This window comes from Streptomyces sp. NPDC043854 (genome assembly GCF_056436005.1).
In genome coordinates, this window is the sequence record NZ_JBWKDK010000035.1 from 15,467 (window position 1) to 39,514 (window position 24,048).

General features: G+C 73.8%; 22 protein-coding genes. 7 read left to right on the forward strand and 15 right to left on the reverse strand.

Going from position 1 to position 24,048, the window contains the following annotated elements; all coding sequences use genetic code 11:
- Nucleotides 1-10: 10 nt before the first annotated feature.
- The 3 genes from scpA to AC068A_RS26765 form a co-directional block, all read right to left on the reverse strand.
- On the reverse strand, nt 11-2,233 hold the full coding sequence (scpA, locus tag AC068A_RS26755; protein WP_478588839.1) for a methylmalonyl-CoA mutase: 2,223 nt from the start codon (nt 2,231-2,233) through the stop codon (nt 11-13).
- Between the two features lie 5 nt (nt 2,234-2,238).
- Nucleotides 2,239-4,098 (reverse strand): methylmalonyl-CoA mutase subunit beta, encoded by a 1,860-nt coding sequence (locus AC068A_RS26760; RefSeq protein WP_478588798.1) that lies wholly within the window; start codon nt 4,096-4,098, stop codon nt 2,239-2,241.
- Nucleotides 4,099-4,253: 155 nt separating this feature from the next.
- Entirely contained in the window at nt 4,254-4,931 is a 678-nt protein-coding gene (locus AC068A_RS26765) for a DUF2470 domain-containing protein (protein ID WP_478588799.1), read from the reverse strand.
- Nucleotides 4,932-5,092: 161 nt separating this feature from the next.
- Between AC068A_RS26765 and AC068A_RS26770 the strand changes: the two genes are divergently transcribed.
- The 4 genes from AC068A_RS26770 to AC068A_RS26785 all read left to right on the forward strand — a co-directional run bounded on the left by AC068A_RS26770 (nt 5,093) and on the right by AC068A_RS26785 (nt 7,803).
- Complete coding sequence (locus AC068A_RS26770) at nt 5,093-5,488, forward strand: cell division protein SepF (RefSeq protein ID WP_179176422.1); 396 nt, start codon at nt 5,093-5,095, stop codon at nt 5,486-5,488.
- Between the two features lie 67 nt (nt 5,489-5,555).
- Nucleotides 5,556-6,806, forward strand: coding sequence for an AAA family ATPase (locus AC068A_RS26775; RefSeq protein WP_478588800.1), 1,251 nt, complete (start codon nt 5,556-5,558; stop codon nt 6,804-6,806).
- A complete protein-coding gene (locus AC068A_RS26780; RefSeq protein WP_478588801.1) occupies nt 6,803-7,195 on the forward strand; it encodes a nucleotide pyrophosphohydrolase in 393 nt (130 codons plus the stop codon). Before AC068A_RS26775 ends, AC068A_RS26780 begins: the two co-directional genes overlap by 4 nt.
- Nucleotides 7,196-7,317: 122 nt before the next feature.
- The gene (locus AC068A_RS26785) at nt 7,318-7,803 is read left to right on the forward strand and encodes a DUF6099 family protein (protein WP_478588802.1); all 486 of its coding nucleotides are present in this window, start codon (nt 7,318-7,320) and stop codon (nt 7,801-7,803) included.
- 80 nt (nt 7,804-7,883) lie between these two features.
- Here AC068A_RS26785 and AC068A_RS26790 read toward each other — a convergent pair whose 3' ends face one another.
- Nucleotides 7,884-8,009, reverse strand: a complete 126-nt coding sequence (locus AC068A_RS26790) for a hypothetical protein (protein ID WP_478588803.1) — start codon at nt 8,007-8,009, stop codon at nt 7,884-7,886.
- Nucleotides 8,010-8,074: 65 nt separating this feature from the next.
- Nucleotides 8,075-9,076 (reverse strand): asparaginase, encoded by a 1,002-nt coding sequence (locus AC068A_RS26795; protein WP_478588804.1) that lies wholly within the window; start codon nt 9,074-9,076, stop codon nt 8,075-8,077.
- Nucleotides 9,077-9,207: 131 nt separating this feature from the next.
- Between AC068A_RS26795 and AC068A_RS26800 the strand changes: the two genes are divergently transcribed.
- Nucleotides 9,208-9,657: an Lrp/AsnC family transcriptional regulator gene (locus AC068A_RS26800; protein ID WP_360638911.1), complete on the forward strand. Its 450-nt coding sequence runs from the start codon at nt 9,208-9,210 to the stop codon at nt 9,655-9,657.
- A gap of 18 nt (nt 9,658-9,675) precedes the next feature.
- On the opposite strand, the gene AC068A_RS26805 is transcribed toward AC068A_RS26800, so the two are convergent.
- From AC068A_RS26805 to AC068A_RS26825, 5 genes are all read right to left on the reverse strand, one after another.
- Complete coding sequence (locus tag AC068A_RS26805) at nt 9,676-10,587, reverse strand: nitroreductase/quinone reductase family protein (RefSeq protein WP_478588805.1); 912 nt, start codon at nt 10,585-10,587, stop codon at nt 9,676-9,678.
- Between the two features lie 402 nt (nt 10,588-10,989).
- Nucleotides 10,990-12,228 (reverse strand): TIGR02679 family protein, encoded by a 1,239-nt coding sequence (locus AC068A_RS26810; protein WP_478588806.1) that lies wholly within the window; start codon nt 12,226-12,228, stop codon nt 10,990-10,992.
- A complete protein-coding gene (locus AC068A_RS26815) occupies nt 12,219-16,406 on the reverse strand; it encodes a TIGR02680 family protein (protein ID WP_478588807.1) in 4,188 nt (1,395 codons plus the stop codon). The genes AC068A_RS26810 and AC068A_RS26815 overlap by 10 nt, the downstream gene beginning before the upstream one ends.
- The gene (locus AC068A_RS26820) at nt 16,403-17,635 is read right to left on the reverse strand and encodes a TIGR02678 family protein (protein WP_478588808.1); all 1,233 of its coding nucleotides are present in this window, start codon (nt 17,633-17,635) and stop codon (nt 16,403-16,405) included. The genes AC068A_RS26815 and AC068A_RS26820 overlap by 4 nt, the downstream gene beginning before the upstream one ends.
- Entirely contained in the window at nt 17,632-19,224 is a 1,593-nt protein-coding gene (locus AC068A_RS26825; protein WP_478588809.1) for a TIGR02677 family protein, read from the reverse strand. The genes AC068A_RS26820 and AC068A_RS26825 overlap by 4 nt, the downstream gene beginning before the upstream one ends.
- A gap of 331 nt (nt 19,225-19,555) precedes the next feature.
- Here AC068A_RS26825 and AC068A_RS26830 point away from each other — a divergent pair, with 331 nt between their 5' ends.
- Complete coding sequence (locus AC068A_RS26830) at nt 19,556-19,891, forward strand: ArsR/SmtB family transcription factor (protein ID WP_478588810.1); 336 nt, start codon at nt 19,556-19,558, stop codon at nt 19,889-19,891.
- A 41-nt stretch (nt 19,892-19,932) separates the two neighbouring features.
- Here AC068A_RS26830 and AC068A_RS26835 read toward each other — a convergent pair whose 3' ends face one another.
- Entirely contained in the window at nt 19,933-20,127 is a 195-nt protein-coding gene (locus AC068A_RS26835) for a hypothetical protein (RefSeq protein WP_478588811.1), read from the reverse strand.
- Entirely contained in the window at nt 20,124-20,309 is a 186-nt protein-coding gene (locus AC068A_RS26840) for a hypothetical protein (RefSeq protein ID WP_478588812.1), read from the reverse strand. Before AC068A_RS26840 ends, AC068A_RS26835 begins: the two co-directional genes overlap by 4 nt.
- A gap of 136 nt (nt 20,310-20,445) precedes the next feature.
- Here AC068A_RS26840 and AC068A_RS26845 point away from each other — a divergent pair, with 136 nt between their 5' ends.
- A complete protein-coding gene (locus AC068A_RS26845) occupies nt 20,446-20,595 on the forward strand; it encodes a BBE domain-containing protein (RefSeq protein WP_478588813.1) in 150 nt (49 codons plus the stop codon).
- A 71-nt stretch (nt 20,596-20,666) separates the two neighbouring features.
- Here the strand turns inward: AC068A_RS26845 and AC068A_RS26850 are convergent, their stop codons facing one another.
- The 3 genes from AC068A_RS26850 to AC068A_RS26860 all read right to left on the reverse strand — a co-directional run bounded on the left by AC068A_RS26850 (nt 20,667) and on the right by AC068A_RS26860 (nt 24,031).
- Nucleotides 20,667-21,050, reverse strand: a complete 384-nt coding sequence (locus AC068A_RS26850) for an ASCH domain-containing protein (protein WP_478588814.1) — start codon at nt 21,048-21,050, stop codon at nt 20,667-20,669.
- A 42-nt stretch (nt 21,051-21,092) separates the two neighbouring features.
- Entirely contained in the window at nt 21,093-21,386 is a 294-nt protein-coding gene (locus AC068A_RS26855) for a hypothetical protein (RefSeq protein WP_478588815.1), read from the reverse strand.
- A gap of 101 nt (nt 21,387-21,487) precedes the next feature.
- Entirely contained in the window at nt 21,488-24,031 is a 2,544-nt protein-coding gene (locus AC068A_RS26860) for an ATP-binding protein (RefSeq protein ID WP_478588840.1), read from the reverse strand.
- Between the last annotated feature and the right edge of the window lie 17 nt (nt 24,032-24,048).

The window sequence follows — 24,048 nt, forward strand, 5'->3', positions numbered from 1 at the left end:
CGGCCCCCGCCTACAGCTCGTGGCCCAGATCCGCGGCGAGCCGCGTCACCAGGTCGTGGGCCGCGTCCGGGATGACCGTGCCCGGCGGGAACACCGCCGCCGCGCCCATCTCCAGCAGCGTCGGCACGTCGGCCGGCGGGATGACCCCGCCCACCACGATCATGATGTCCTCGCGTCCCTCCTCCGCCAGCTGCTCGCGCAGCGCCGGTACGAGGGTCAGGTGGCCGGCCGCCAGCGACGACACGCCCACGACGTGGACGTCCGCCTCGACGGCCTGGCGGGCCACCTCCGCCGGGGTCTGGAACAGCGGGCCGACATCCACGTCGAAGCCCAGGTCGGCGAAGGCCGTCGCGATCACCTTCTGGCCGCGGTCGTGGCCGTCCTGGCCCATCTTGGCGACCAGCACGCGCGGACGGCGGCCCTCCGCCTCCTCGAACCGGTCGACGAGCGCACGGGTGCGCTCCACGTTCGGGGACTCGCCTGCTTCGCTGCGGTACACACCGGAGATCGTACGGATCTGGCTCGCGTGCCGTCCGTACACCTTCTCCAGGGCGTCCGAAATCTCGCCGACGGTGGCCTTGGCCCGCGCCGCGTCGACCGCCAGGGCGAGCAGGTTGCCCTCCAGGCCCTGCCCGGCGCCCCGCTCGGCCGCGTTGGTCAGGGCACGCAGCGCGTCCTGGGTGCGTGCCTCGTCGCGCTCCTCGCGCAGCCGCCGCAGCTTGTCGATCTGCTGCGCGCGCACCGCCGAGTTGTCGACCTTGAGGACCTCGATCTGCTCGTCGCTCTCGACGCGGTACTTGTTGACGCCGATCACCGGCTGCCGACCGGAGTCGATCCGCGCCTGGGTGCGGGCGGCGGCCTCCTCCACGCGCAGCTTCGGGATGCCCGCGTCGATGGCCTGCGCCATGCCGCCGGCCGCCTCGACCTCCTGGATGTGCTGCCAGGCCCGGCGCGCCAGGTCGTACGTGAGCTTCTCGACGTACGCGCTGCCGCCCCACGGGTCGATCGACCGGCAGGTCCCGGACTCCTGCTGGAGCAGCAGCTGGGTGTTGCGGGCGATGCGCGCGGAGAAGTCCGTCGGCAGGGCGAGGGCCTCGTCGAGGGCGTTGGTGTGCAGCGACTGGGTGTGGCCCTGGGTCGCGGCCATCGCCTCGATGCAGGTGCGCGTCACGTTGTTGAAGACGTCCTGCGCGGTCAGCGACCACCCGGAGGTCTGCGAATGGGTGCGCAGGGAGAGCGACTTGGTGTTCTTCGGGTCGAACTGCTTGACCAGCTTCGCCCACAGCAGGCGGGCGGCGCGCAGCTTGGCGACCTCCATGAAGAAGTTCATGCCGATCGCCCAGAAGAAGGACAGGCGCGGCGCGAACGCGTCCACGTCCAGGCCCGCTTCCTGCCCGGCCCGCAGGTACTCCACACCGTCCGCGAGCGTGTACGCCAGCTCCAGGTCCGCAGTCGCCCCGGCCTCCTGGATGTGGTACCCGGAGATCGAGATGGAGTTGTACCGCGGCATCTTCTGCGAGGTGAACGAGAAGATGTCCGAGATGATCCGCATCGACGGCTTCGGCGGATAGATGTAGGTGTTGCGGACCATGAACTCCTTGAGGATGTCGTTCTGGATGGTCCCGGCGAGCTTGTCGGGGGAGACGCCCTGCTCCTCCGCCGCCACGATGTAGAGGGCGAGGACGGGCAGCACCGCGCCGTTCATCGTCATCGACACCGACATCCTGTCCAGCGGGATCCCGTCGAACAGCTGCCGCATGTCGTAGATCGAGTCGATCGCCACGCCCGCCATGCCGACGTCGCCCGTCACCCGCGGGTGGTCGCTGTCGTAGCCGCGGTGCGTCGGCAGGTCGAACGCCACCGACAGGCCCTTCTGGCCGGCCGCGAGGTTGCGCCGGTAGAAGGCGTTCGACTCCTCGGCCGTGGAGAAGCCCGCGTACTGGCGGATGGTCCAGGGCTGGTTGACGTACATGGTCGGGTACGGGCCGCGCAGGTACGGGGCCACGCCCGGGTACGTCGCCAGGAAGTCCAGGCCCTCCAGGTCCCGCCCGGTGTACAGCGGGTGCACGCCGATGCCCTCGGGCGTCTCCCACACCAGGTCGCCCGGGGCGGTGCCGGTGGACTCCTTGACGGCGCTGCGCCACTGGTCCTCGGAGGCCTGGGCGCCGGGGGCGCCGGCGTCGCCGCGGAGCGGGAGGTCGGAGAAGTCGGGGATACCGCTGCCGGTCGTGATGCCGCTCACGAGGCCACTCCCATCCGGTCGAGAACGGAGGACAGCACCGCGACCGCGTCGCAGCCGGCGTAGACGTACTCGTCGACGGCGCCGGCCGCCGTGCCGGGCCTGCCCGCGAGGAAGACGGTCGTCGCGCCCGCCGAGCGCAGGGCCGCGGCCACCGCCTCGGCCTGCTCCTCGTACAGCGCGTCGCTGGAGCACAGCACGGCCATGCCGTCGGCGCCGCTCGCCGCGTACGCCTCGGCGGCCGTCGCCGCGTCCACCGACACCGGGTCGTGGACCGGCTGGATACCGCCCGCCTGGAACAGGTTCGCGGCGAACGTGGCGCGCGCGGTGTGCGCCGCCGCCGTGCCGAGCGCGGCGAGGAAGATCCGCGGCCGGTTGCCGGTCGCCGCCAGGTGGGCGTCGCTGCGGGCGCGCAGCGCCTCGTACGCCTCGGCCCGCCGGACCCGGGGCAGCCCGCCGGACGGGGCCTCGGGGGCGCTCTCGCGCTCGGGCAGCTGCTCCGTCAGCAGCGGGAACTCGCTGACCCCGGTGATGGGCTCGCGCCGCTTGGCCAGGCGCGCGGAGCGCTCCGCCCAGGTCGCGGCCAGGCGGTCGGCGACCAGGCCCGAGCGCAGGGCGGCGGGCAGGCCGCCCGCCTTCTCGACGGTCTGGAAGAACCCCCAGGCGGCGTCGGCGAGTTCGCCGGTGAGCCGCTCCACGTAGTAGGAGCCGCCGGCCGGGTCGATGACGCGGGCCAGGTGCGACTCCTCCAGCAGGATCGAGGAGGTGTTGCGGGCGATGCGGCGCGCGAACGCGTCCGGCAGGCCCAGCTCGTGGTCGAAGGGGAGCACGGTGACCGCGTCCGCGCCGCCCACGCCCGCCGCCATGCAGGCGACGGTGGTGCGCAGCATGTTCACCCACGGGTCGCGGCGGGTCATCATCACCGGCGAGGTCACGGCGTGCTGGCGCTGGGCGCCGGCCTGCGCGGCCCCGCAGGCCTCGGCGACGCGGGCCCACAGCCGGCGCGCGGCCCGGAACTTCGCGATGGTCAGGAACTGGTCGGCGGTCGCCGCGTAGCGGAACTCCAGCTGGCCGAGGGCGGCCTCGACGCCGAGCCCGGCGTCGGTCAGGGAGCGCAGGTAGGCGACACCGGCGGCCAGCGACAGGCCCAGCTCCTCGGCGGCCGAGCCGCCGGCCTCGTGGTACGGCAGGGCGTCCACGGACAGGGCGCGCACGCCCGGCCAGTGCGCCGCCGCCTCCTGGGCGAGGGCGAGGGCCGGGGCGAGGTCCGCCTCCTCGCCGGTACGGGCCTCGTGGCCCAGCGGGTCGGCGCCCAGGACGGCGCGGGCGGCCCCGGGGGCCACGCCCCGCTCGGCGTACAGGGCGAACAAGGCGCGGGCGGCCGCGGGGAATTCGGCACCGGCGTCGAGGGACACCGGCGCGAGGTCCAGGTACACGCCGTCCAGGGCCTGCCCCAGCGACTCCACGGGCAGGCCGCCCTGGCCCAGGCTCAGCCAGAGGGAGGTGACGCCGTTCTCCAGGTCGGCGAGGACGGCCTCGTTGACCCGGGCGGGGTCGGTGCCGAGGTGCCGCTGCCGCACGTCCCAGCCGGTGGCGGAGCTGCCCGCGGGGCTGCCGCCCCGTACGAAGGGGGCGAATCCGGGGAAGCCGGTGTCGTGGGGCGTTTCGGGCGTGGTGTACAGCGGGCGGGTGATGAGCCCGTCCTCGAGCTTGGTGGACAACGCGTCTTCCGCGGCATCGCCGGATAGGTCCTTGCCGGACTTGCGCAGTACGCCTTCTACCAGGCGCTGCCACTGCTCATGCGTCGCGTCAGGGAACTCGGCGGCCAGGGAGAGCCCGTCGTCAGGCTGGACCGTCATGGCCCGAATGCTAGGGGGGTCACCTAGAGAACGACCATAACCACCGGATGTGATCTCGCCCTCTCAGGTGAGGGGGGAGGGGGCACGGAAGAGCGGGAGGGCGCTGCCGGCGGGCGCTGCGGGGCAGGCCCGGGCGGGCCTGCGCCCCGGGGCGGTTACGCGGGCAGGGTGTTGCGGTGGGAGCGGCGGCGGGCGGCGCTGAACAGGGCCTGGAGCTGTACGCCGGACTGCTCGACGTCGTCCAGCGGCGAGGGGAAGGGCAGCGTGACGTCGCGGTGGCCGCGGGCCTCCTCCAGGCGCAGGGTGATCCCGTATCGGTCCATGGCGAGCGGCAGCGCGCGCACGAGGGCGGGGGTGGGCGCGGGCCGGACCAGGCGGAGCAGCAGGGTGACGAGCTCGGCGTGGTCGTCGAGGAGGTGCGTGAGCATGCCGGCCTCGTACGGCGCGAGCGGGTCGGGGGAGGCCGCCTCCAGCTCGGGCAGGCCGACCTGCGAGCGGTGGCCGTCCCCGGTCTCCAGGACGGCCCGGTCGAACTCCATGCAGGTGGTGGCGTCGGGGTCGGCGTCCGCGTACGGGGTCAGGAGGCGGCCCAGGATGGTGACGCGGGCGCGCACCCGGTTCCGTACGGGGGTGGGGGCGACGTCGGTGAACTCCAGCCGGATCGCGGGCCGGTGCTCGGCGTGGCCGCCGGGCTCGGCGGGGTGGAGGTGGAGCCGGCCGAGGGGGTCCGTGCCGTCGAGGTGGCGGACCTCGGCGGCCAGTCCGTCGACGGTCACGGTCATGGAGTGGGCGGCGGCCAGGATCGACCGGACCCGCTCGGCGTCGGTGGGCATGCGCATCTCTCCCTCACGAGCTACTTAGGCATGCCTAACCTAACCCATGGCGGGGGTGGGTTGAACCCCGGATCGCGCCACTCCGTGTCGTTGTTGGGCTGAACGGGTGAAGCGCGAGAGGATGGGGGGATGCACATGAAGCGCACGGTCGAGGCGGTCCGGTGAGCAGGTACGACGTCACGGACGAACAGTGGGAGGGGCTCGCACAGGTGGTCCCCCTGCGCAGCCGCAACGAGTGGCCCTCCCGGGTGGACCACCGCACGATCCCCACGACCCCCAAAGCGTCCGCGGCGGAACAGCGCCGCTTCGTCGTGATCCGGGTCCAGGTCTTCGCCGACGCCCGGGAGGTGGCGGAGTACCTGATCGCGCAGATCCCGGTGCTGCTCGACCTCACCGGCGCGGACACCGAAGTGGCCAAGCGCATCCTGGACTTCAGCAGCGGCGTCGTGTTCGGGCTGGGCAGCGGGATGCACCGGGTCGACCGGAACGTCTTCCTGCTGGCGCCCGTCGGGACCGAGGTCGAGGGGATCGCGGCCGCGGCCGTCCCCCGATCGTAGGAAGGTCGCCGCGACGGAACGGTTCGCCGGCCCCGACGGGGGCCCGGCGGCCCGTACCGTCCGGCGCATGGACGCCACCTCGGACACGGCGGGTGCCCGGCCCGCCGCCCTCCCGGGCCCCCGGGCCGCTTTCACGGTCCCATCGCAGCCCCGTGCCGCGGCGGACGGCGCGGACCCGGTGCCCGACGCCGCCGCGCACCACCGGCCCGCCGTCACCGAGCTGCGGCTCTCCGCCTTCGGTGCGCACCGCGGCGCCGCCTTCCCGCTCGGCCCCGTCACGCTGTTCGCCGGGCCCAGCGGGAGCGGGAAGTCCCAGGCCCTGGCCGCCTTGGAGGCCCTGGCCCGCCTCGCCTCCGGCGCCACCCTGGACGAGGCCCTCCCCGACGCGCGCTCCCGGATCCCCGACCGGGCCCGCGCCGACGGGCAGGGGCGGCGCGGCTTCCGCATCGGCTGCACCGTCGACGGCCCACTGGGCCCGGTCCGCCTCGACCTGGCCGTACAGGCCGAGCCCGAGCCGCGGATCGCCGGCGAGCGGCTCTCCGCCGACGGCCGGATCCTGCTCGGCACCGCCCTGCGCGACCCGGGCCGGCGCACCGTCCAGGCCGCCTGGCTCACCGGCGGCAGCACCGGGGTCACCCGGGCCCCGCTCCCCGACGACCGGCTCGGCACCGCCCTGCTCCCGCTCCGCGTGGCCGGCGCCACGCCCGGCCAGCGGCAGGTCCTCGCCGCAGCCGAGCAGGTCGTGGTGGCGCTGCGCTCGGTGTTCCCCTGCGATCCGCAGCCCGAGCGGATGCGCGCCCCCGTCCCGCAGGGCGAGGGCCGGCTGCTGGGCGACTGCGCCAACCTGGCCGACGTACTGCGCCGCACCCGCCGCGAATGCGGCACCCGCCACGCACTGCTGACCGGTGCGGCCCGGACGGCGTGCGCGGGCCCGGTGCACGGCCTCGGCGTCCGGGCCGCCGCCGACGGCCCGGTCACCGCGCTGCTGGAGCGCGGCCCCGGGCGGCCCGACACCGAGCTGGGCCGGCTCGGCTCGGGTGAACTCCGCTTCCTCGCGCTGGCCTTGGTCCTGCTGACCGGGCCCGGGGTGCTCGCCATGGACCCGGCCGCCGAACTCCTCTCCGCCCGGCAGGCGCTGACCGTCCTCGCCGACGGCTTCGACCGCTGTCTGGATCCGCGGCAGAGCGCCGAGCTGCTGCGCCTGGCAGTGCTGTCCTGTGCACGCGGCCACGTCCGCCTGGTCGCGGCCGTGGGCCCGGAGACCGCGGCGGCCGCCCGCCGGGATCCGGGGGTCGCAGTGGTAGACCTGGGGGCATGAGCGAGACGAACGAGCCGCGGCCGGGCGACGGCCGCCCCGAGGATCGGCTGCACCAACTCCAGCGGCGGCTGGCCGATTTCGCCGCCGCGCGGGGCTGGGAGCCGTACCACACGCCGAAGAACCTGGCCGTCGCGCTGAGTGTCGAGGCGGCGGAACTGGTCGAGATTTTCCAGTGGCTGACGCCGGAACAGTCGGCGAAGGTCATGGAGAAGCCGGAATCCGCACACCGTGTGGCCGACGAGGTGGCCGACGTGCTCGCGTATCTGCTGCAATTCTGCGAGGTTCTCGGGGTGGATGTGCTGGATGCGCTCGCCGCGAAGATCGAGAGGAACGAACTCCGCTTCCCGGTGGAGGGAACCTCGACACCGAATCGTCACTCTTCGGAGTGATGGGGTTGTTCACAACCATGTTTGTGTCCATAGATTTCCGAATACCCCTGGCTTTACTGACTCATTGCTCTCACTCTGGGTAGTGGCACAAGGGCGGATGTCGTGCGGACGGGGGACGGCATATGGATGCGGTACGGCTCATCGCGGCCGGCCGGCACGCGCTGGCGCGGAGCGGGGCGGCCATGGACATCGTCGGCGAGGCCTGGCAGGCCCAGGCACTGGCCCAGGGCGTGGGCAACTGGCTCGCGGTCAGCGGACCGCGGGAGCTGAGATCGGAGGCGCGGGGACTGGGGGAATCGGGAGGCAGAGGCTGCGGGGTGTTCGACAGAGCCGCCCTGCGCGGTGAGGGCCGAGGGCCCGACCACCCGCCGAGAGCGGCGCAGCTCAGCGGGGTGGCCGATGTCCGGCAGGCGCTGCTCGGGCTCCAGGAGCTGCTGGGCGAGGTGGGGATAGCCCTGGTCGGCGTGGCGTGTGCGACGGACGACGAGGGCCTGTACTGGCAGTGCATAGAGTCCATCGACGCGGCCGACGAGTCGAGCGACCGGGTACGGGCGATCCTGCGCCTGCTGATGGTCCGCGAGCGGGACTCCGCCACGGGCGCGGCCTGACCGGCGGAACGCCCCCGGCAGCCCGGCGGCGGGGCTGCCCGGGCCGGGCTGCCGGAGGGGCCGGGTCGGAACGGGCGGTACTACGAGGGGCGGTCGTCCTCCCGGGCCCGGGAGGCCGCGGGGGACGGCGTGCCGGGGGCCCGGTCCGCGGAGGACTGGAGCTCGGCATCGAGCTGCGACAGATCGGCGTTCAGGGAGGGGGCCACCAGAGGTCGCGCCGCGCCTGCAGGTGAGCCGGAAGTCGGCCCGCGCCGATCGGCGCAGCGGCGGGTCAGGCCTCGACGAGGGCCGGGTCGGTCGCCGACACCGCGGCGCGGAGGGTGCGGGACTGCTCCGACGGGTCGTCGGAGGCGAGCAGCGCCGAGAGGACCGCGATACGGGCCTGGCCCGCGCGCAGCGTGCCCGTGGGGACGGCGCCTGCGGCGACCAGGTCGACCGCACCGCCGTGGGTGTAGATTTCCGTGACCGGCCCGGCGGCGACCCGCGTCGTCAGCGCGACCAGAACCCCGGCCGCGACGGCCGCCTGGACCGCGGCGACGATCTCCGGCGTGGCATTGCCGGCCCCCGTGCCGACGAGGACGATGCCCCGCGCGCCCGCCGCGACCGCAGCGTTGAACAGGACCGGGTCACCGTCGCAGTGGTGCATCACCATGTCCACCCGCGGCGGCAGCTCCGGCATGGCGGGCAGCGGCAGCGGCTGCGGCCGCTGCGGGGAGCGCAGCATGGCGACCTTGCCGAAGCCGATCTTGCCGAGGAGTTTCCGCGAGGGGTCGGCGAACGCGTCCAGCGCCACGGACTGGGTCTTGACGGTGCCTCGGGCGGCGTGCACCCGGCCGGCGAAGCAGACGAGGACGCCCAGGCCGCGGGTGGTCGCCGCGGTGAGCAGGGCGTCGTACAGGTTGCCCGGTCCGTCGCCCTCGGCGGTGCCCATGGGCAGCTGGGCGCCGGTGAAGACGACACTGCGCGGGTCGTGGTGGTGCAGATCCACCAGGAAGGCCGACTCCTCGAGGGTGTCGGTGCCGTGGGTGACGACGATGCCGTCGACGCCGGGGTCGGCGAGCACCTCGTGCACGGTGCGCAGCAGGGTGAGCTGGTGGGCGGTGGTCAGCCGGGGGCTGTTCACGCTGAAGAGGTCCACCACCTCGACGGTGACGTCCTCCGGCAGCGGCGCGGTGGCCATGACCTCGCGTCCGTCGGCGTCGGCGGCGAAGCCGGAGCCCTGCCAGCGGCTGGCTATCGTGCCGCCGGTGCTGATGACGACGATCCGACCCATGGCCGCCCTTCCTCCCATACGGGTGACATCTCGTACAGATGTGCTGTAGGGAGCAATGATAGGGACTCCGGCGCGCAATTCGATTGCCGGTTTTGCCCGTTCCGAGACACAGCTGGGGTGATAATTGCGCAGTGGATGCGATCGACCGCGAAATCTTGCGTGAGCTCCAGGCCGACGGCCGGCTCAGCAACCAGGAGCTGGCCCAGCGCGTGGGCCTGACCCCCTCCCCCTGCATGCGCCGCGTGCGCCAGCTGGAGCAGGACGGGGTGATCCGCGGCTACCGGGCCGTGATCGATCCCGAGGCGGTCGGCCGCGGCTTCGAGGTGCTGGTCTCGGTCGAGGTGCGCCGCGACCGCGAGGCCGTGGAGGCCTTCGAGGCGGCCCTCCAGGACATCCCGGACGTGATCGAGGCCTACCGGCTCTTCGGCAGTCCCGGCTGCCTGCTGCGCATCGCGGTCGCGGACCTGCGCGCGTACGAACGCCTGTGGATCGAGAAGCTGACGGCGCTGTCCGGGGTCACCGAGGTCAACTCGCAGATCATCATGAAGCGGATCAAGGGGCCCACCGGCCTGCCCGTCTGACCCCCACCGGCCGGGACGTCAGGCGGCCGGCGGGCCGGGCGGGAAGGGGATCCCGGCGAGGAGCGGCAGCAGCGCCTCCTCCTCGTGGTCGAGGTGGGCGCCCAGCTCCTGGGCCATCCGGGCCAGCTCCCTGCGGAAGTGCTCCGGGTCCGCGCCGGCGACGTCGGCGAGCAGCCCGGCGATCTCCTTCTGGAGCCGCGCGACCGTGGCGTGCTCGGCCCGCAGCCGCTCGAAGACGTCCTTCAAGTGCGGGTTCGCGGCCTCCAGCGCGGGGAACACGTGGGCGTCCTCGCCGACATGGTGGAACTCCAGCGTCTGGCAGAACGCCAGGCAGTGCTGGCGGATCTGGAGCCCCAGCCCGGGGGCCGGCGGGGTGTCCCCGGCCCCGTCCCCGCGGGCGGGCAGCGACGCGAAGTACGCGTCCACCTCGGCCCTGACGTGCCGCAGCTGCCCGCGCAGCCAGACGTGCACCTCGACGAGCTTGTCGGCCAGGCTGCGCACCTCGGCGGGGCCCTCGCCCGGCGCGGGGTCGTTGCGCTCCAGCACCACCACGGGCAGGATCCGCGGGGTGTTCCGCTGGTACTCGCCGTAGCCCGGCTCCACGCCCACCACGTAGTCGAACAGGCGGTCCCGGTGCTCGCCCTCGGCCGGCACGGCGACCGCCTCGAAGCACTCGGTGCCGATCTCCACCCGGACCAGGGGGTGCGCCATGAGGTTGTGGTACCAGTCCGGGTGCCTGGGCCCGCCCAGGTTGGAGCCGATGACCAGCAGCCGGCCGCCGTGGCGCACATAGCCGAGCGGAACGGTCCGCTCCTGGCCCGACCGGGCGCCGGTGGTGGTGAGCAGCAGCAGGTCGCCGCCCTCGAAATAGCCGCCGACCTTTCCCTGGTTGGCGCGGAACTCGTCGATGACGGACTGGTTGAAGGACATGCGGGCTCGGTCTCCTTCGATGGCGGGCAGGCGGTCGTACGCAAGGCGGTGCGGATGGGGAAGGGAAGGAAAGACGCTTGCGCGCGGCTCGGCCCGTGCCACGAGACGGGTACGGCGGCCCGGAGGAGTCCGGAGAAGGCCCGCATGCGGCGGGCAGGGCGCGCGAAAGCGCCCGGATCAGGCAGTGCCTGTGAAGAGAGAACGCATGGGAAGGCTCCCGGCGTGACAGGTGGTCGCCCGATCGCCGGCCGGCCCAGTTCTCTTTGGCCGGCGCCACGCGCCACGCCGCCCATTAGAGCGACCACTTGGGGATCTTGTCAACGCCGGCCCGCCCCGACGTCCCGCACACCATGTGCCGACACGGACGCGCTGCTGCCCCCTCCGGCGGCCCTGCGGCTGTTCTCAGCCGAGATCGGACAGCAAGGTGTCCATGACCGTCTCCTCTTCGACCCTGACGCCGAATTCCGCGAGGGCGGCGGGCAGGTCCGGGTCCCAGGGGGCCGCGGCCGGGGGCCCCGAGAGCGGGTTCCCGCCCGGATGGGCGAGGACTGCGGCCCGGTAGTCGGCGGCTGTGAAGCGCCAGGGCCGCCAGGGGATGCGGCGCAGGAGGGAGGAGGCGATGCGCAGGCCGCCCCAGTCGAAGTCGCCGTGGTAGTGCAGTGTGCTTCCCGTCCCGTGGAGTTGGCGCAGGACGGCGAGGGCCGCCGCGGACGGCTGGCCCTGGAGGCAGACCAGCGGCGCGCAATCGGCGCCGTGCGCATCGGCCGCGGCGGCGAGCACCGCCGGGTTCTCGCAGATCCGGAGCGTCCCGGCCGTCCGGGCCAGGGGACTGCGGACGAGCTGGCGCAGGGTGAGCACCGCCGGTTCGCCCGCGTCGGCCATCGCGTCCAGGACCGCAGTGCCGCGCACGTTGAGCACGAGGACGGTGGAGGAGAGCTCGTCGCGCAGCAGGCCCGCCGAGGCCCAGGCCTCCCGGCGCCATTCGGCACCGGCGCCGTCCGGGAAACCGGTGAGGGCTCTGACTGCGGACAGGACGAGGGTCGCGAGCGGGGTTCCGTCGTCCAGGGCGTGGGCACTGCCGAGGATCCGGGCGGCGAAGGCGGGCAGCGAGACGGGCGGGTCCGCGGGCAGCTCGCGCAGCGCGCAGACGGTGTGCTGCAGCAGCGTGCCGGCTGCGGCAGGGCTGTCGGCGTGGCGCCGCAGGAGGCCGTCGGTGCGGAGTCTGCCGGCCCATCCGGCGAGCGCCGGGATCTCGTCCGCGAGGGCGTCGAGGGGTGCGTACGCCCGCTGCCACGCCCGGTCTTCAGCCGCGCGGGCCGGTCCGGGGAGGTGGATCGGTCCGGTGAGCGCGGCCACGGCGGGCGGCAGGCCTTCCGGGCTGATGCCCGAGCGGCGCAACAGCGCGTCCACCGCCTCCAGGCGCACGGTCAGCGACCGCCCGCCTCCCGGGGCGCGGCCGAGCAGGCGTTCCGCGGCCGCCCGCTGCTCCGCGGTGGGCCCGCCGAGGGTGACGGGGCCGGTGAGCGGCTGCTCGCGTTCGAGGCGCCGGCGGGCCCGGTCCACGACCCACGCGAGTCCGGGACCGCCCAGCAGACGGCGGAGGCGGGCCTCGTCGACGGGGCCGGCCGGCGTCAGCTCCACAGCGGCTCCGGAAGCTGCCCGGAACCGGCGGCAGGGTCCGCCGCCGTGCGCTGGTCCGCCGCCGTGCGCTGGTCCGGCAGCGGGGGTTCGGGGCGTACGGGGTCCTCGCGGCGCGTCCGCCGGATGCCGTCCCACTCCCACCGGGTGACGAGTACGGCCGCGACATCGTCGGTCCGTGACAGCTGCGCGATGGCGATGCCGGGGACCTGGGGGTAGCAGGCCCATTCGCGTTCGCTGGTCATCACCACGTCGAGGTCGAAGGCGCCCAGCAGGCCGAGGCACTTGGCACGCGAGTCGTCGTCGACCCCGGCGAACGCCTCGTCCAGGGTGACCAGGCGGGGTGCGTACGGGCTGTCGGCGCTCGCGTAGTGCGAGGAGGCGGCGGCGAACAGCGGTACGGACACGGCGAGGACGCGTTCGCCACCGGATGCGGGGCCGGTGGCCGGGACCCAGCGTCCGTGCTGGTGGCGTTCGACACCGAACTCGTGCCAGGTGCGGTAGTCGAGGGCCGCCGTGAGGTGTTCGAGCCAGCTGCCGGAGGCGTCGTCGCTCTGCTGGCGGGCGATCTGCGCCTGGAGGAACTCGCCCACCGCGCTCCGGTCCTCGGGCGTCCAGGCGTCGGCGGTCTGGCGCAGCCGCTCGCGGGCCTGGGCGAGCCCGGGCGGGGCTTTGCGGGAGGCCCGCCACACCAGGCGGAGCTTCATGCCGGTGGAGGTGGGACGGTCCTCCAGTTCGGTGTTCATGTCCCGTACGTGGCGCTCGGCCGCGCCGATGAGCTCCTGGAGGGTGCCGGCGACCTCGGTGATCAGGTGGGTTTCGAGGATCTCCCGTTCGTGGGCGGACAGGATGCGGTTGAGTTCACCGACCTCGATGGCGAGCGCCGTGGCGAGTTCGGGCACGCCGCGCTCGCGGCCCTGGTAGACGATGTCGACGACCATGCCGTCCTCGACCATGCGGGCGGACGCGCGGTGGCCGTGCCGGGACAGGGTGTCCTGGAGGGTCTTGAGTTCCTCGCTGAGCCGGCGCTGCACGCGTTCCCAGGCCGCGTCCGTGTCGTCGACCGACGACAGACCGGTCTCGATGGCGCGGGCGAGCGCAATGGCGGGGGTGGCGGCCCAGGGGCCCTCGTCCGTGGCGGGGGCCTGGAGATCGGGCAGCGCCACCGCGACGAGGCCGGTCGAGGTGAAGCGCTGGAGCGACGCGATGGCGTCCGCGCGCGCCGCGGCCGTTTCCGTGAGGTCCCTCCGCAGCTGCTCGATCAGTCCCTCGGCGCGGCCCGCTTCCCCGACCGCCTCGTCATGGCGGTGCCGGGCGGCCTTCTGCCCGGCCTCGCAGACCTGCTGTGCCCCGGTGGTCTCGGCGAGCTGCCGTTCGAGTTCGGCGACGGCGGCGCCGACGGTGGAGCGCAGGGTGGTGTGGCGGGCGTCCGCGGCCGTCGCCTCGCGCTCGGCGTCCTGCACGCGCCCGGCCAGGTCGGCGGCACGCCGGTCGGCCTGGGTTGCTTCGGAGCGCTCCTCGTCCACCTGTCGTGCCGCCTCGTGGTGCGCACGGAGGGCCGGCCACAGGGCGGCCAGCGCGGCCGCGAGGGCGTGCTGGGCGCGGCGTACGGCGGCCAGGCCGGGCCGGTCTGCGGGCAACCCCAAGTCGGCGGCGGCCCGGCCCAGTTCGGTGAGGGCCTGCTCCTTGCGCAGCGCAGCCTCGCCGGCCTCCGCCGCGCGCTCCTCGCAGCGTGCGCGTGCCCTGCGTACGGTGTCGGCTGCCGCGCCGACGAGCGCGTGCGCCCGGGCGAGCGGCGACTCGTCCGGCACGTCGGAGAGTTCGGCGTCGAGGGTGCGGCGGCGGGCTGCGATGGTCTCGGCGCGGGCGGTGACGGCTTCCGACTCCTGGCGGAGGGAGGCGAGTTCGCCGCCGAGCGCGGCGACGCGCGCCCGGCGTGCCGCCTCGCGGGCGCCCTCGCCGATGTAGGAGGCGGCGGGTTTGGCCCACCGGCCGGTGAGTGCGCCGATGCGGAAGCGCCCGTCGGGCGCCACCCACGTGCCGGCTCCTGCCCCCTCGCCCAGACCGATGGCGGAGAGCAGCCGGGTCATCGTCTCCTCGGCCACGGCGGCGGCCTGTCCGTTGCCGCGGTCCACGGCCGGGTGCAGCACCTCGGCCAGCGAGGGGCCGCCCGCCGGCCCGGTGACCGGCCCGCCCGCCGGCCCGGTCAGCGGCGAAAGCAGGATGTCCTGTCCGTCCTCGGCGAGCGCCGTGCCGTCGGGGAGGACCCAGGCGTCGAGGAGTCCAGAGGCTTCGAGGGCCGCTTCGAGGCCCGCCCGATCGGTTTCGGGCAGCTCTTCGCGGAAGTCGACCAGGCGCCAGAAGGGGCCTCCGGGCAGCTGTTCGCGCAGCCCGGGCGTGCGGGTGTGCGGGGGCCGCGGTCCACGGCTGCCGCCGGTCTCCAGTTCGGCCAGCTCGATCCGGACCTCTTCGATGCGTCCGGCCAGTTCGGAGGAGCGGCGGGTGGCTTCGGCCGCCTGGTCGGCGAGTTCCGCCGAGCGAGCGGCGTGCGCCCGGGCGGCGTGGACCCGCGCCGGGTAGGGGCCGTGGAGGCGGTGGGTCCATTCCTGTAGTTCGTCGAGGAGGCCGGGCTCGTCGGCGTACCCCAGCTCGGTCCAGGTACGGGAGCGTTCCCGTACCCCGTCCAGGAGGGCCTGCCCGGCGCGGGCGGCGGCCTCCGCTGCCTCGCCGTGGACTTCGGCCGCCTGGGCGGCGTCGGTCTCGGCCTCGTCGAGGCGGCCTGCCGCCCGGCGGTGGGCGCCGGCGGCCCGGTCGGCGGTTTCGACGAGATCCTCGACGTGGGCCAGGGCGCGCTGTGCGCGGCCCGTCGCGTCCTCGGTCGCGCGCCGCAGTTCGGGCTCGGGCCGGTTGTCGTCCGCCGGCAGGGCGACATGCCCGGCGGCGGCCTGCTCCCGTGCCAGGGCGGAGGCGTTCTCGGCCTGGAGTCGGGCGGCGTTCAGCCTGTTCTCGGCCGTGCCGAGCCGTCCGAGCGCCTTGGTGCGGAGGGCTTCGGCCTGCTCGTGGTCGCCCCGGGCCCGGTCCGCCGCCCGGGCGGTGCGGGCCGCCTCCTGCGCGGCGTGCTCCAGTTCCCGGGCGTCGCGCATCTCGGGCGCCTCGCGCAGGGCCTGCTCCTGCGCCCGCAGGCGTTCTGCGGTCTCCGCCAGGGAGGCGATCCGTTCCCGGGCCGCTGTCCGCTTCTCCTCGGCGCGGGTCTTCCGCTCCTCCGCCTCGGACAGGTCCCGCTGCACGCGCTCGTAGCGGGAGTGTTCGCCGCGCGGGAGGCGGGCCCGGCGGCGGGTGGCGATCCGGGCGTAGCTCCGGTAGTGCTCCAGGAAGGCGGAGGCGGCCCGTTCTGCTGCGGACGCGGCGGCGAGTTCCTCCTTCTCCTCGTCCAGGGAGCGGAACGCCTCGGCCACGTAGGCGATGACGGCCTGGTCCATCGGCGGCAGCGCCTCGGTGAGGGCACGGGACAGGGCCGCCTCGTTGGGGCGCTTGGACAGCTGGGGCTGGCGCAGCTGGATGAGCAGGTCGACCAGAGCGGCGTAGCGCTGCTCACCGAGCCCGAAGAGGGCTTCGTCGACGGCGCGTCGATACGCCTTGGCCTGGTCGTACACCATGCCGTGGCCGGCGACGGCCTCGGCGAGGCGGTCCCGGGAGAGGACCGTGCCGGTGGCGTCGAGCAGCCGCAGGGGCGCCTCGGCCGACGCGGGGGAGCCGTGGTCGATGCGCTGGCGGGTGACGGCGTACCAGTGGCGGGCGATGCCCCGCCCGCGGACGGCCTTGAGTCCGCACAGCAGCGTGCGGAAGTGCTGCTCGCCGGTCGTGTCGTCGCACCGGCCGAACTCGATCCAGGTGTAGCCGAGCCGCTCGGAGTGCGGGTGCTCGCCGCCGAGGAGCAGGTTCCACTCCATCCGCTTGCCCGGGTCGCCGTCGGGTTCGACGCGGCGCGGGCTGAGGTCGCCGTCGAGCAGGAACGGCAGGGTCAGGGCGAGCACCTTGGACTTGCCGGTGCCGTTGTTCCCCCGCAGCAGCAGGCGCCCGTCCCGGAAGTGGAACTCCTCCACGTCGTAGGGGAACAGGTCGACGAGTCCGACGCGCAGCGGCTGCCAGCGGGAGCGCCGCGGGGTGGGGAGGCGGGTCACGGGGCGGCCTTTCGCGGCGGGGGGACGGGTGCGGAGCCGGGTGCGCGGATGACGGTCTCGCCGACCGCGTACCGGGCGAGGGCGGGGCGGGCCTCGATCCCCCGGGCCGTACGGGACACCAGGCCCAGGGCTGTGAGCCGGGAGACGGCCTGCTCCACGAGCTCGGTCTCCATGCCCGGCTCGCGGGCGGACTTCGACCAGAACCCGCCGTGCTCGGCGGCGAGTTCGCGGACCCGGAGGGCCAGTGCGCCCGGGGTGGCCGGGCCGTCGGCGGCGGCGAGGTGCTCGGCGAGCAGCAGGGTGACGTGGCCGTGGGTGCCCTGTTCGGGCATGCGGACGTCGGTGAGGTCGTCCTCGGGGTCGACCATGGCGATCCCCTCGGCGCGCACCTCGGCGATGAGCCCGGTCAGCTGGGTGATCCGGGCGGTGAGGAAGCCGCGCTGCCGGGTGAGGTAGCCCAGCTCGGCGTCGGTCAGCTCGTCGTAGTAGAGCACCGGATCGTCGAGCAGGCGGCTGGTGAGCGAGCGCCGCATCGCGCGGAAGCGCAGCTCCTCACTGTCCAGGGAGGTTTCCGCGACCAGTTCGGCGAGGCGGTCGTCATGGCCTTCCGACCGTACGGTGGAGGGGCCCCGGCGGGTGGCGAGGAGGCCGGCCAGGACCCGGCGTTCCACGTCGTACAGGACGTCGCCCGCACCGTTGACGTACGCCTCCTCCTCCCCCGCGACGCGCCGCAGCACGCCGAGGGCGAGCAGCAGCCGTACGACGGCGGCGAGGTCGAGCCGGTCGTCGCGGCGCTCCAGGGCGAAGGCGATCCCCGCCGCGGTGAGGCGGGGGTCGGCGGCGTCGAGGACGATCTGGTCGGCGAGGCGGCCGAGCGCGATCTGCGCCTCACCGCGTTCGAGGGCGGCGAGGGCGAGGCAGAGCAGGACGTAGCGGCGGCGGGTGAAGGGGGCGGCCCCACGGGTCGCGTCCCGCGCGGGGTGCGTGGGGTCGGTGAGAACACCCGGGATCTTGCGCAGCCGGGCGGCCTCGGCGTCCACCTGGAGGGCCCAGCCGGTGTTGCGGTCGAACCACTCCCGCAGTTCGGCAGCGTGTCGGCGGACGAGGCGGAACTCGTCGGCGTACCGGCCCCGCGCAAGCAGCAGGGGTTGCTTGAGCAGGGCGCGGGCCGCCTTGCGGAGATCCGCGGCGTGCTGTCCGTCCAGCACCTCGGCGAGCGGTGTGGTCATCGGCCGGGTTCTCCGTTCCCCGGGTGGTCCCCGTCCACCAGGTCGGTGATCTCGATGAGGTGGTCCGGGCCGCGGAAGATCCCGCCGGGCGTGCGGACCTCGGCGGTGGTGCCGTCGGCGAGCGCGGTGAGCCTGATCTCCATGGAGCCGTCGTTGCTGGCGGCCGCCGTGTGCCGCATGCCGGGCCGCCATGTGGCAAGTGCATCCCCGAGGAGCTGGAGGAACAACCCGAAGGAGGCCGGGTCGAGTTCGCCGAGACCGGACAGCCGGGTGACGCCGTCCGTCACGAGCCGGGCGCGGGCGGCCGCGGTCTCCGCGGCCTGCTTGGCGGCCGTCTCGGCGAGCGCCCGGCGGCGCTCCGCCCGGTCTTCGACCTTGCGCGGCTTGCCACGCCGCTCGTAACTGCCCGTGCGGCGCAGCTGGGGACTGATGCGCAGCGGCTCGGCCTCGGCCCACGGGGTGGCGGCCGGAACGGGCCTCGCCGCCCGGGCGGCCACTGTGTCCGCGTCGACGGTGAGGTGCCGGGCGGGGTAGAGGCCGAAGGCGGCCCGCCACAGCCGGTGCCGGGCGTCGTCATCGGGTGCCTCGGCGAACCAGCGGGCCAGGGTCCGGAAGTCGGCGGACCGGTCCGAGCGCCCCGCCCGGCGCTCGCTGAGCGCCCGTACGACGGCCAGGAGCTGCGGGATCGCACCGAGCGCCCGGCCGCGCAGGAGCCGGGCCTGCGACTCGCGCCCGTCCCGGGTGATGAACCACGCGCCGAGCCCGGCCCAGCGCGCGGCCCACCGCTCGTGGACCTCCCGCTCGGCGTGCTCCGCCTCCTCCGGGGAGGCGTCGGCGGCCTCCCGCCGGGCGGCGGCCCGCAGCAGGGGCTCCACCCTTGCGTCCTGCTCCAGTTCCAGGATCAGTCCGGCGATCCGCCCGCCGAGTGTGATCAGGTCCTGGATGAACCGCTCCAGGTACTGGATGAGCCGGTCCTTGTACGCGAGGAAGGCCTCCTCCTCGACGTCGTGCAGGTCGATGGTCCGCTGGAGCGAACCCATGAAGGCCCGGGCGTTGTCGGCGAGCGCGGTGAAGCGGCTGGCCAGGGCGTCGAGGGCCAGATGCGCCTTGGCCGGATCGGGCTCCTCCTCGGCGGCCAGGACGAGCAGGGCGCGCAACTGGGTGACGATGTCGTGCAGCGCGACGGCCTGGAGGGCACCGCGGCGGCCGAGCGCCTCGTCGTAGGCGGACAGCGCCTCCTCGGCGGCTTCCCCCTCCCGGGTGAGCTGGTAGATGAACCGCTTCCGGTAGAAGTCCTCGACGGCGGTGACGCGGGCGGTGTCCGGGTCCGCCCGCAGATTGCCCCAGCCGACGAGCTTGTCGAGCGCGCCGACGACGGCATCCGTTTCGGCGGGGCGCGTCTGCGGCGGCAGCGCGGCGTACACGTCCTCAGGGCGCAGGTGGACCGCGAACCGCTCCTTGGCGGTGAGGAACACCCGCATCACCTGACGGTAGAGCGGCGTATTCGGCACGGTGAGGTGGGCGAAGGGGCCGAAACCGGTCTGCTCGGGATCGGGGCCGGTGGAGGCACCGGAGGTGGTGACGGTCATCGCCGGCCATTCTCCCCCAGCCGCCGCGCCCACCGGCAGGGATCGCGGTACCTGGCTGATTCACGCTCTTGCGGCGCACCCGGATCCGGCAGCCGCAGCGGGCTCGGACGCGGCCGCCACCCCTACCGGCCCGCCCCGCAGGCCGACCTTGATCCCCCGCCCACCTGCACGAAGAACGAGGCGACACATTGTTCGGAAGTTGCAGGAATCTGCAATTGTGGAGGTCATACGAGTGCGGGGACGCCAGGGTGCCCCTCACGGCGAGCGTTGGGCGGATGAGGTGCCAGGATCACGCGCAGGCAAGCAGGCGGAGCCGGGCGGGAACGCCCCGGTGAGCGCCCCGCTGTACGAGTTGAAGGCGGAGTTCTTCAAGACCCTCGGCCATCCGGTGCGCATCCGCGTCCTGGAGCTGCTCTGCCAGCGCGAGCACGCGGTCTCCGAGATGCTGCCCGAGGTCGGTATCGAAGCCGCGGCCCTGTCCCAGCAGCTCGCTGTCCTGCGCAGGGCCAACCTGGTGCTCACCCGCCGCGAGGGCGTGAACGTCCACTACCGGCTCGCCAGTGACGAGGTCGCCGAACTCCTGGCCGTCGCCCGCACCATCCTCTCGGGAGTCCTGCGCGGCCAGGCAGCCCTCCTTGCCGACCTCGACGCCACCGCCATCCGCTGACCGGAGGCCGACCGGAAGCACCTCCTCACTCTCCCGGCCGGTCACCGGCCGGCACCGGGGAGGATGAAGCGGACCAGGACCGTCTTCCCGCGGCCCCCTGCGGCCGGCTCGACCCGTACGTCGCCGTCGAAGGTGCGGGCGAGGTCGGCGACCGTGCGCAGGCCCCTGCCCGCGGCCCGGCCGGCCGGCCGGGGGTATCGGGCGCGGGTCCAGATCGCCGACGCGGTCGGCGTCATGAGGCGGCCGCCCCGTCGGTGCCGGAGACGGCGACGCCGTGCTCGCGGGCCACCCGTAGCGCGTCCTCCAGCTCCTCCGCGGCCTGGGCCTCCTCGAAGGCGTCGCCCGCCTCGCGCGCGGCCGCCACACGAGATCGCGCCACCCGGATCCGCTCCAGCGCCGCCTCCGCGAAACCGGCCACTCCACAACCCCCACCCGCATCGGAAACTAATGAATTGCAGAACTCTGCAAATCTACCCGCTGCGGCGCCGTCGAACACCGCCCGCCTGAAGTCTCGGACGCCGCACAGGACGAGGCGCCGAACCCGGGCCGACAGCGTGTACGTCAACTTCCTTGATACCGACGACGGCGCCGACCGCGTTCGAGAGGCGTACGGCGAGCGCATCCACCGGCGACTCGCCGAGGCCAAGGCCAAGTACGACCCCGACAACGCCTTCCACCACAACAAGAACATCCTCCCCGGTTGAGCAGGGCCGGCGAGGCCGACGCACAGGACGAGGCCTCCTCCGGCGCCGAAGAAGACCGTGTGCGTGCGCGGTCAGCCGCCGGCATTCCCCACGAGCCGGAAGGTCAGGCACACCAGAGGGGTGTGCCCCTCGACCGGTGTGCCGATGTACTCCCAGAAACGCTGATGGCCGGTGCGCCACTCTTCGAGCGAGGCATCGCCCTCCCCTTCGGCAGCGGCGTGTTCCCACGTCACATCGGCGAAGGGCATGACCTCCACACCGGTGACCTCGACGGTCGCGACGGCCTGACCCGCGTTGTCCAGCAGAGCCAGGCACTCCCCCACGAACTCAAGCCCCTCCGTCTCCTTGGCGTACTCCTCGAGGAGACCGGTCGTCGCGGACTTCGTTCCGGCCAGCACAAGCGAGTTGAGCCGGTCGCGCATCTCGCCGGGTGCGCCCAGTTCCAGGGCGCGCATGCCGTTGGCTCGGGGCCACATCGCCTCATCGCCTCTCTCGGGTCATGTGCCGGCGCTGGTGCGCTCGCCTGCTTCGGAGTCGGCTCCGGACGCGCCCTCGTCCGCGTGTCGGCGGTTGCGGCGCCATGCCGCGAGAGCGATGAGGCCGCCCACGGTGAGGGTGCCGACCTTGATGGCGGCCTTGGTCGACAGCCAAGCGGCCAGGAAGGGAGCGTGCCAGCCCGTCCACCACAGGAACCCTGCGATGGAGAGCCCGACGAGGAGTCCGGCGGCAACTCCGGCAGCGGTCTTCAGCGGTGCGCGGCCCGCCGAGGGTACCGCCGTCTTCTCTGTCATGACCACAACGCTAAGGGCTGTGGGCGGGGCGGATGTACGCCGAAAGAATGATCACGGAACTGCGAAAGTCGCACGGGTTCCGGAAGACCCGCCGACATCGGTCAGCTGACTGCCGAGGTGGGGAGTTCGGCGGCCACGGGTGTCGTACCGCCCGCCGTCGGCAGGGTGATGACCATGGTGAGGCCGCCGCCGGGGGTGTCCTCGGCGGTCAGGGTGCCGCCGATGGCCTCGGTGAAGCCGCGGGCGACCGCCAGGCCGAGTCCCACGCCGGCGCCGCGGGGGGCGTCGCCGTGGCGCTGGAAGGGCTCGAAGATGCGGTCCTTGGCCTCGTCGGGGACGCCCGGGCCCCGGTCGACGACCCTGAGCTCCACCCGGTCGTGCAGGGCGCTGGCGGTGACCACGACGGGCTGTCCGTCCGGGCTGTACTTGACCGCGTTCTCGACGATGTTCGCCACCGCGCGTTCCAGAAGTCCGCGGTCCACGGCCACCATGGGCAGCGTCTCGGGGATGTCGAGTTCCACGCCGTCCTCGGGTACGCCGCCCAGGGCCATCGGAACGACCTCGTCGAGGTCGGTCTCCCTGATCAGAGGAACGACGGTGCCGGTGTTGAGCCGGGACATGTCGAGCAGGTTGCCGATGAGCGCGCCCAGCCGGTCGGCGCCTTCCTCGATGCCTTCGAGGAGCTCGGCCCGGTCCTCCTCGGTCCATTCGACGTCGTCGGAGCGGAGCGAGGTGACGGAGGCCTTGATGCCGGCCAGCGGGGTGCGCAGGTCGTGGCTGACGGCGGCGAGCAGGGCCGTGCGGATGCGGTTGCCCTCGGCGAGCCTGCGTGCCTCCTCGGCCTCGCCGAGCAGCCGCTGCCGGTCGAGGACGACTGCGGCCTGGGCGGCGAAGGCGCCGAGGACCCGGCGGTCCTCGGCCGGCAGCACCCGGCCGGAGAGCGCGAGTGCCATGTTCTCCCCGATGGGCATGTCCACGTCGGCGTCCTCGGGGCGGGCGACGGGATCGGCTCCGGCAGAGCCCGCGCAGGCCCAGGGATCGACCTCGCTCGGCCGCTCCAGCAGGGCCACCGACTCCATCGCGAAGGTTTCGCGCAGCCGTTCCATCAGGGCGTCGAGGGAGTCCTCGCCGCGCAGGACGCTGCCGGCGAGGAAGGAGAGGGTCTCCGACTCGGCGCGCAGCCGGGCCGCCTGGTGGGTGCGCCTGGCGGCGAGGTCGACCACGGAGGCGACGGAGACGGCCACACCGACGAAGATGACGATCGCGACGATGTTGCGCGGATCGGAGATCGTCAACCGGTACAGCGGTGGCGTGAAGAAGTAGTTCAGCAGCAGGGATCCGACGGCCACCGAGGCCAGGGCCGGGAGCAGGCCGCCGAGCAGCGCCGCCGCGACCGTGAGGGCCAGGAACAGCAGCATGTCGTTGGCGAGGCCGATCTCGGGAACGACCTGGCTGAGCAGGAGCGTCAGGAGCACCGGGCCCACGACGCCGGTGAGCCAGCCCCAGACGATGCGCCCGCGTCCCAGCCGGGCCCCGCGGGCCATGGGCAGGCCCCGGCCCTTGGCGACGGCGTCGTGGGTGACGAGGTGGACGTCGAGGTCGGGTCCGGACTCGCGGGCCACGGTGGCGCTCACGCCCGGCCCGAACACGTACTGCCAGGGCTTGCGGCGGCTGACCCCGAGCACGATCTGGGTGGCGTTGACCCCCCGCGCGAACTCCAGCAGGGCGGTGGAGACGTCGTCGCCTATGACGTGGTGGAAGGTGCCGCCGAGGTCCTCGACGAGGGTGCGCTGGACGGCGAGTTCCTTGGGCGAGGCGGAGGTGAGCCCGTCGCTGGCGGCGATGTAGACGGCGAGGACCTCCCCGCCGGCGCCCTTCTCGGCGAGCCGGGCGGCCCGGCGGATGAGCGTCCGGCCCTCGGGTCCGCCGGTCAGGCCCACGACGATGCGCTCGCGGGCCTGCCAGGTGGTGCGGATGTTGTGCTCCCCGCGGTACTCCTGGAGGTACTCGTCGACCCGGTCGGCGACCCACAGCAGGGCCAGCTCGCGCAGGGCGGTGAGGTTGCCGGGGCGGAAGTAGTTGGAGAGGGCCGCGTCGACCTTGTCGGGTTTGTAGATGTTGCCGTGGGCCATCCGGCGGCGCAGCGCCTGCGGGGACATGTCGACCAGCTCGATCTGGTCGGCACGGCGCACCACCTCGTCCGGGACGGTCTCCCGCTGCCGGACCCCGGTTATCGTCTCCACCACGTCACCCAGGGATTCCAGGTGCTGGATGTTGACGGTGGAGACGACGTCGATACCGGCCTGGAGCAGCTCCTCCACGTCCTGCCAGCGCTTGGTGTTCCGGGAGCCGGGGACGTTGGTGTGCGCGAGCTCGTCCACCAGGGCCACGGCGGGCCGGCGGGCGAGGATCGCGTCCACGTCCATCTCCGTGAACGCCGTCCCCCGGTATTCGATCTCGCGTCGCCCGATGACCTCCAGCCCGTGGAGCATGACCTCGGTACGCGGCCGGTTGTGGTGCTCGACGAAGCCGACGACGCAGTCGGTCCCGCGTTCGATCCGGCGGTGCGCCTCGGAGAGCATCGCGTACGTCTTGCCGACGCCCGGCGCCGCGCCGAGGTAGATGCGGAGCTTGCCGCGTCCCATGAGTCCGACTCGTTTCA

Bases quoted from the DNA above. Each gene is read 5' to 3' on its own strand.
- AC068A_RS26760 (WP_478588798.1), bottom strand. From the start codon at position 4,098: ATGACGGTCCAGCCTGACGACGGGCTCTCCCTGGCCGCCGAGTTCCCT.
- AC068A_RS26765 (WP_478588799.1), bottom strand. From the start codon at position 4,931: ATGCCCACCGACGCCGAGCGGGTCCGGTCGATCCTGGCCGCCGCCCAC.
- AC068A_RS26775 (WP_478588800.1), top strand. From the start codon at position 5,556: ATGGACGCCACCTCGGACACGGCGGGTGCCCGGCCCGCCGCCCTCCCG.
- AC068A_RS26780 (WP_478588801.1), top strand. From the start codon at position 6,803: ATGAGCGAGACGAACGAGCCGCGGCCGGGCGACGGCCGCCCCGAGGAT.
- AC068A_RS26785 (WP_478588802.1), top strand. From the start codon at position 7,318: ATGGATGCGGTACGGCTCATCGCGGCCGGCCGGCACGCGCTGGCGCGG.
- AC068A_RS26795 (WP_478588804.1), bottom strand. From the start codon at position 9,076: ATGGGTCGGATCGTCGTCATCAGCACCGGCGGCACGATAGCCAGCCGC.
- AC068A_RS26805 (WP_478588805.1), bottom strand. From the start codon at position 10,587: ATGTCCTTCAACCAGTCCGTCATCGACGAGTTCCGCGCCAACCAGGGA.
- AC068A_RS26820 (WP_478588808.1), bottom strand. From the start codon at position 17,635: ATGACCACACCGCTCGCCGAGGTGCTGGACGGACAGCACGCCGCGGAT.
- AC068A_RS26825 (WP_478588809.1), bottom strand. From the start codon at position 19,224: ATGACCGTCACCACCTCCGGTGCCTCCACCGGCCCCGATCCCGAGCAG.
- AC068A_RS26835 (WP_478588811.1), bottom strand. From the start codon at position 20,127: ATGACGCCGACCGCGTCGGCGATCTGGACCCGCGCCCGATACCCCCGG.
- AC068A_RS26850 (WP_478588814.1), bottom strand. From the start codon at position 21,050: ATGCGCGCCCTGGAACTGGGCGCACCCGGCGAGATGCGCGACCGGCTC.
- AC068A_RS26855 (WP_478588815.1), bottom strand. From the start codon at position 21,386: ATGACAGAGAAGACGGCGGTACCCTCGGCGGGCCGCGCACCGCTGAAG.
- AC068A_RS26860 (WP_478588840.1), bottom strand. From the start codon at position 24,031: ATGGGACGCGGCAAGCTCCGCATCTACCTCGGCGCGGCGCCGGGCGTC.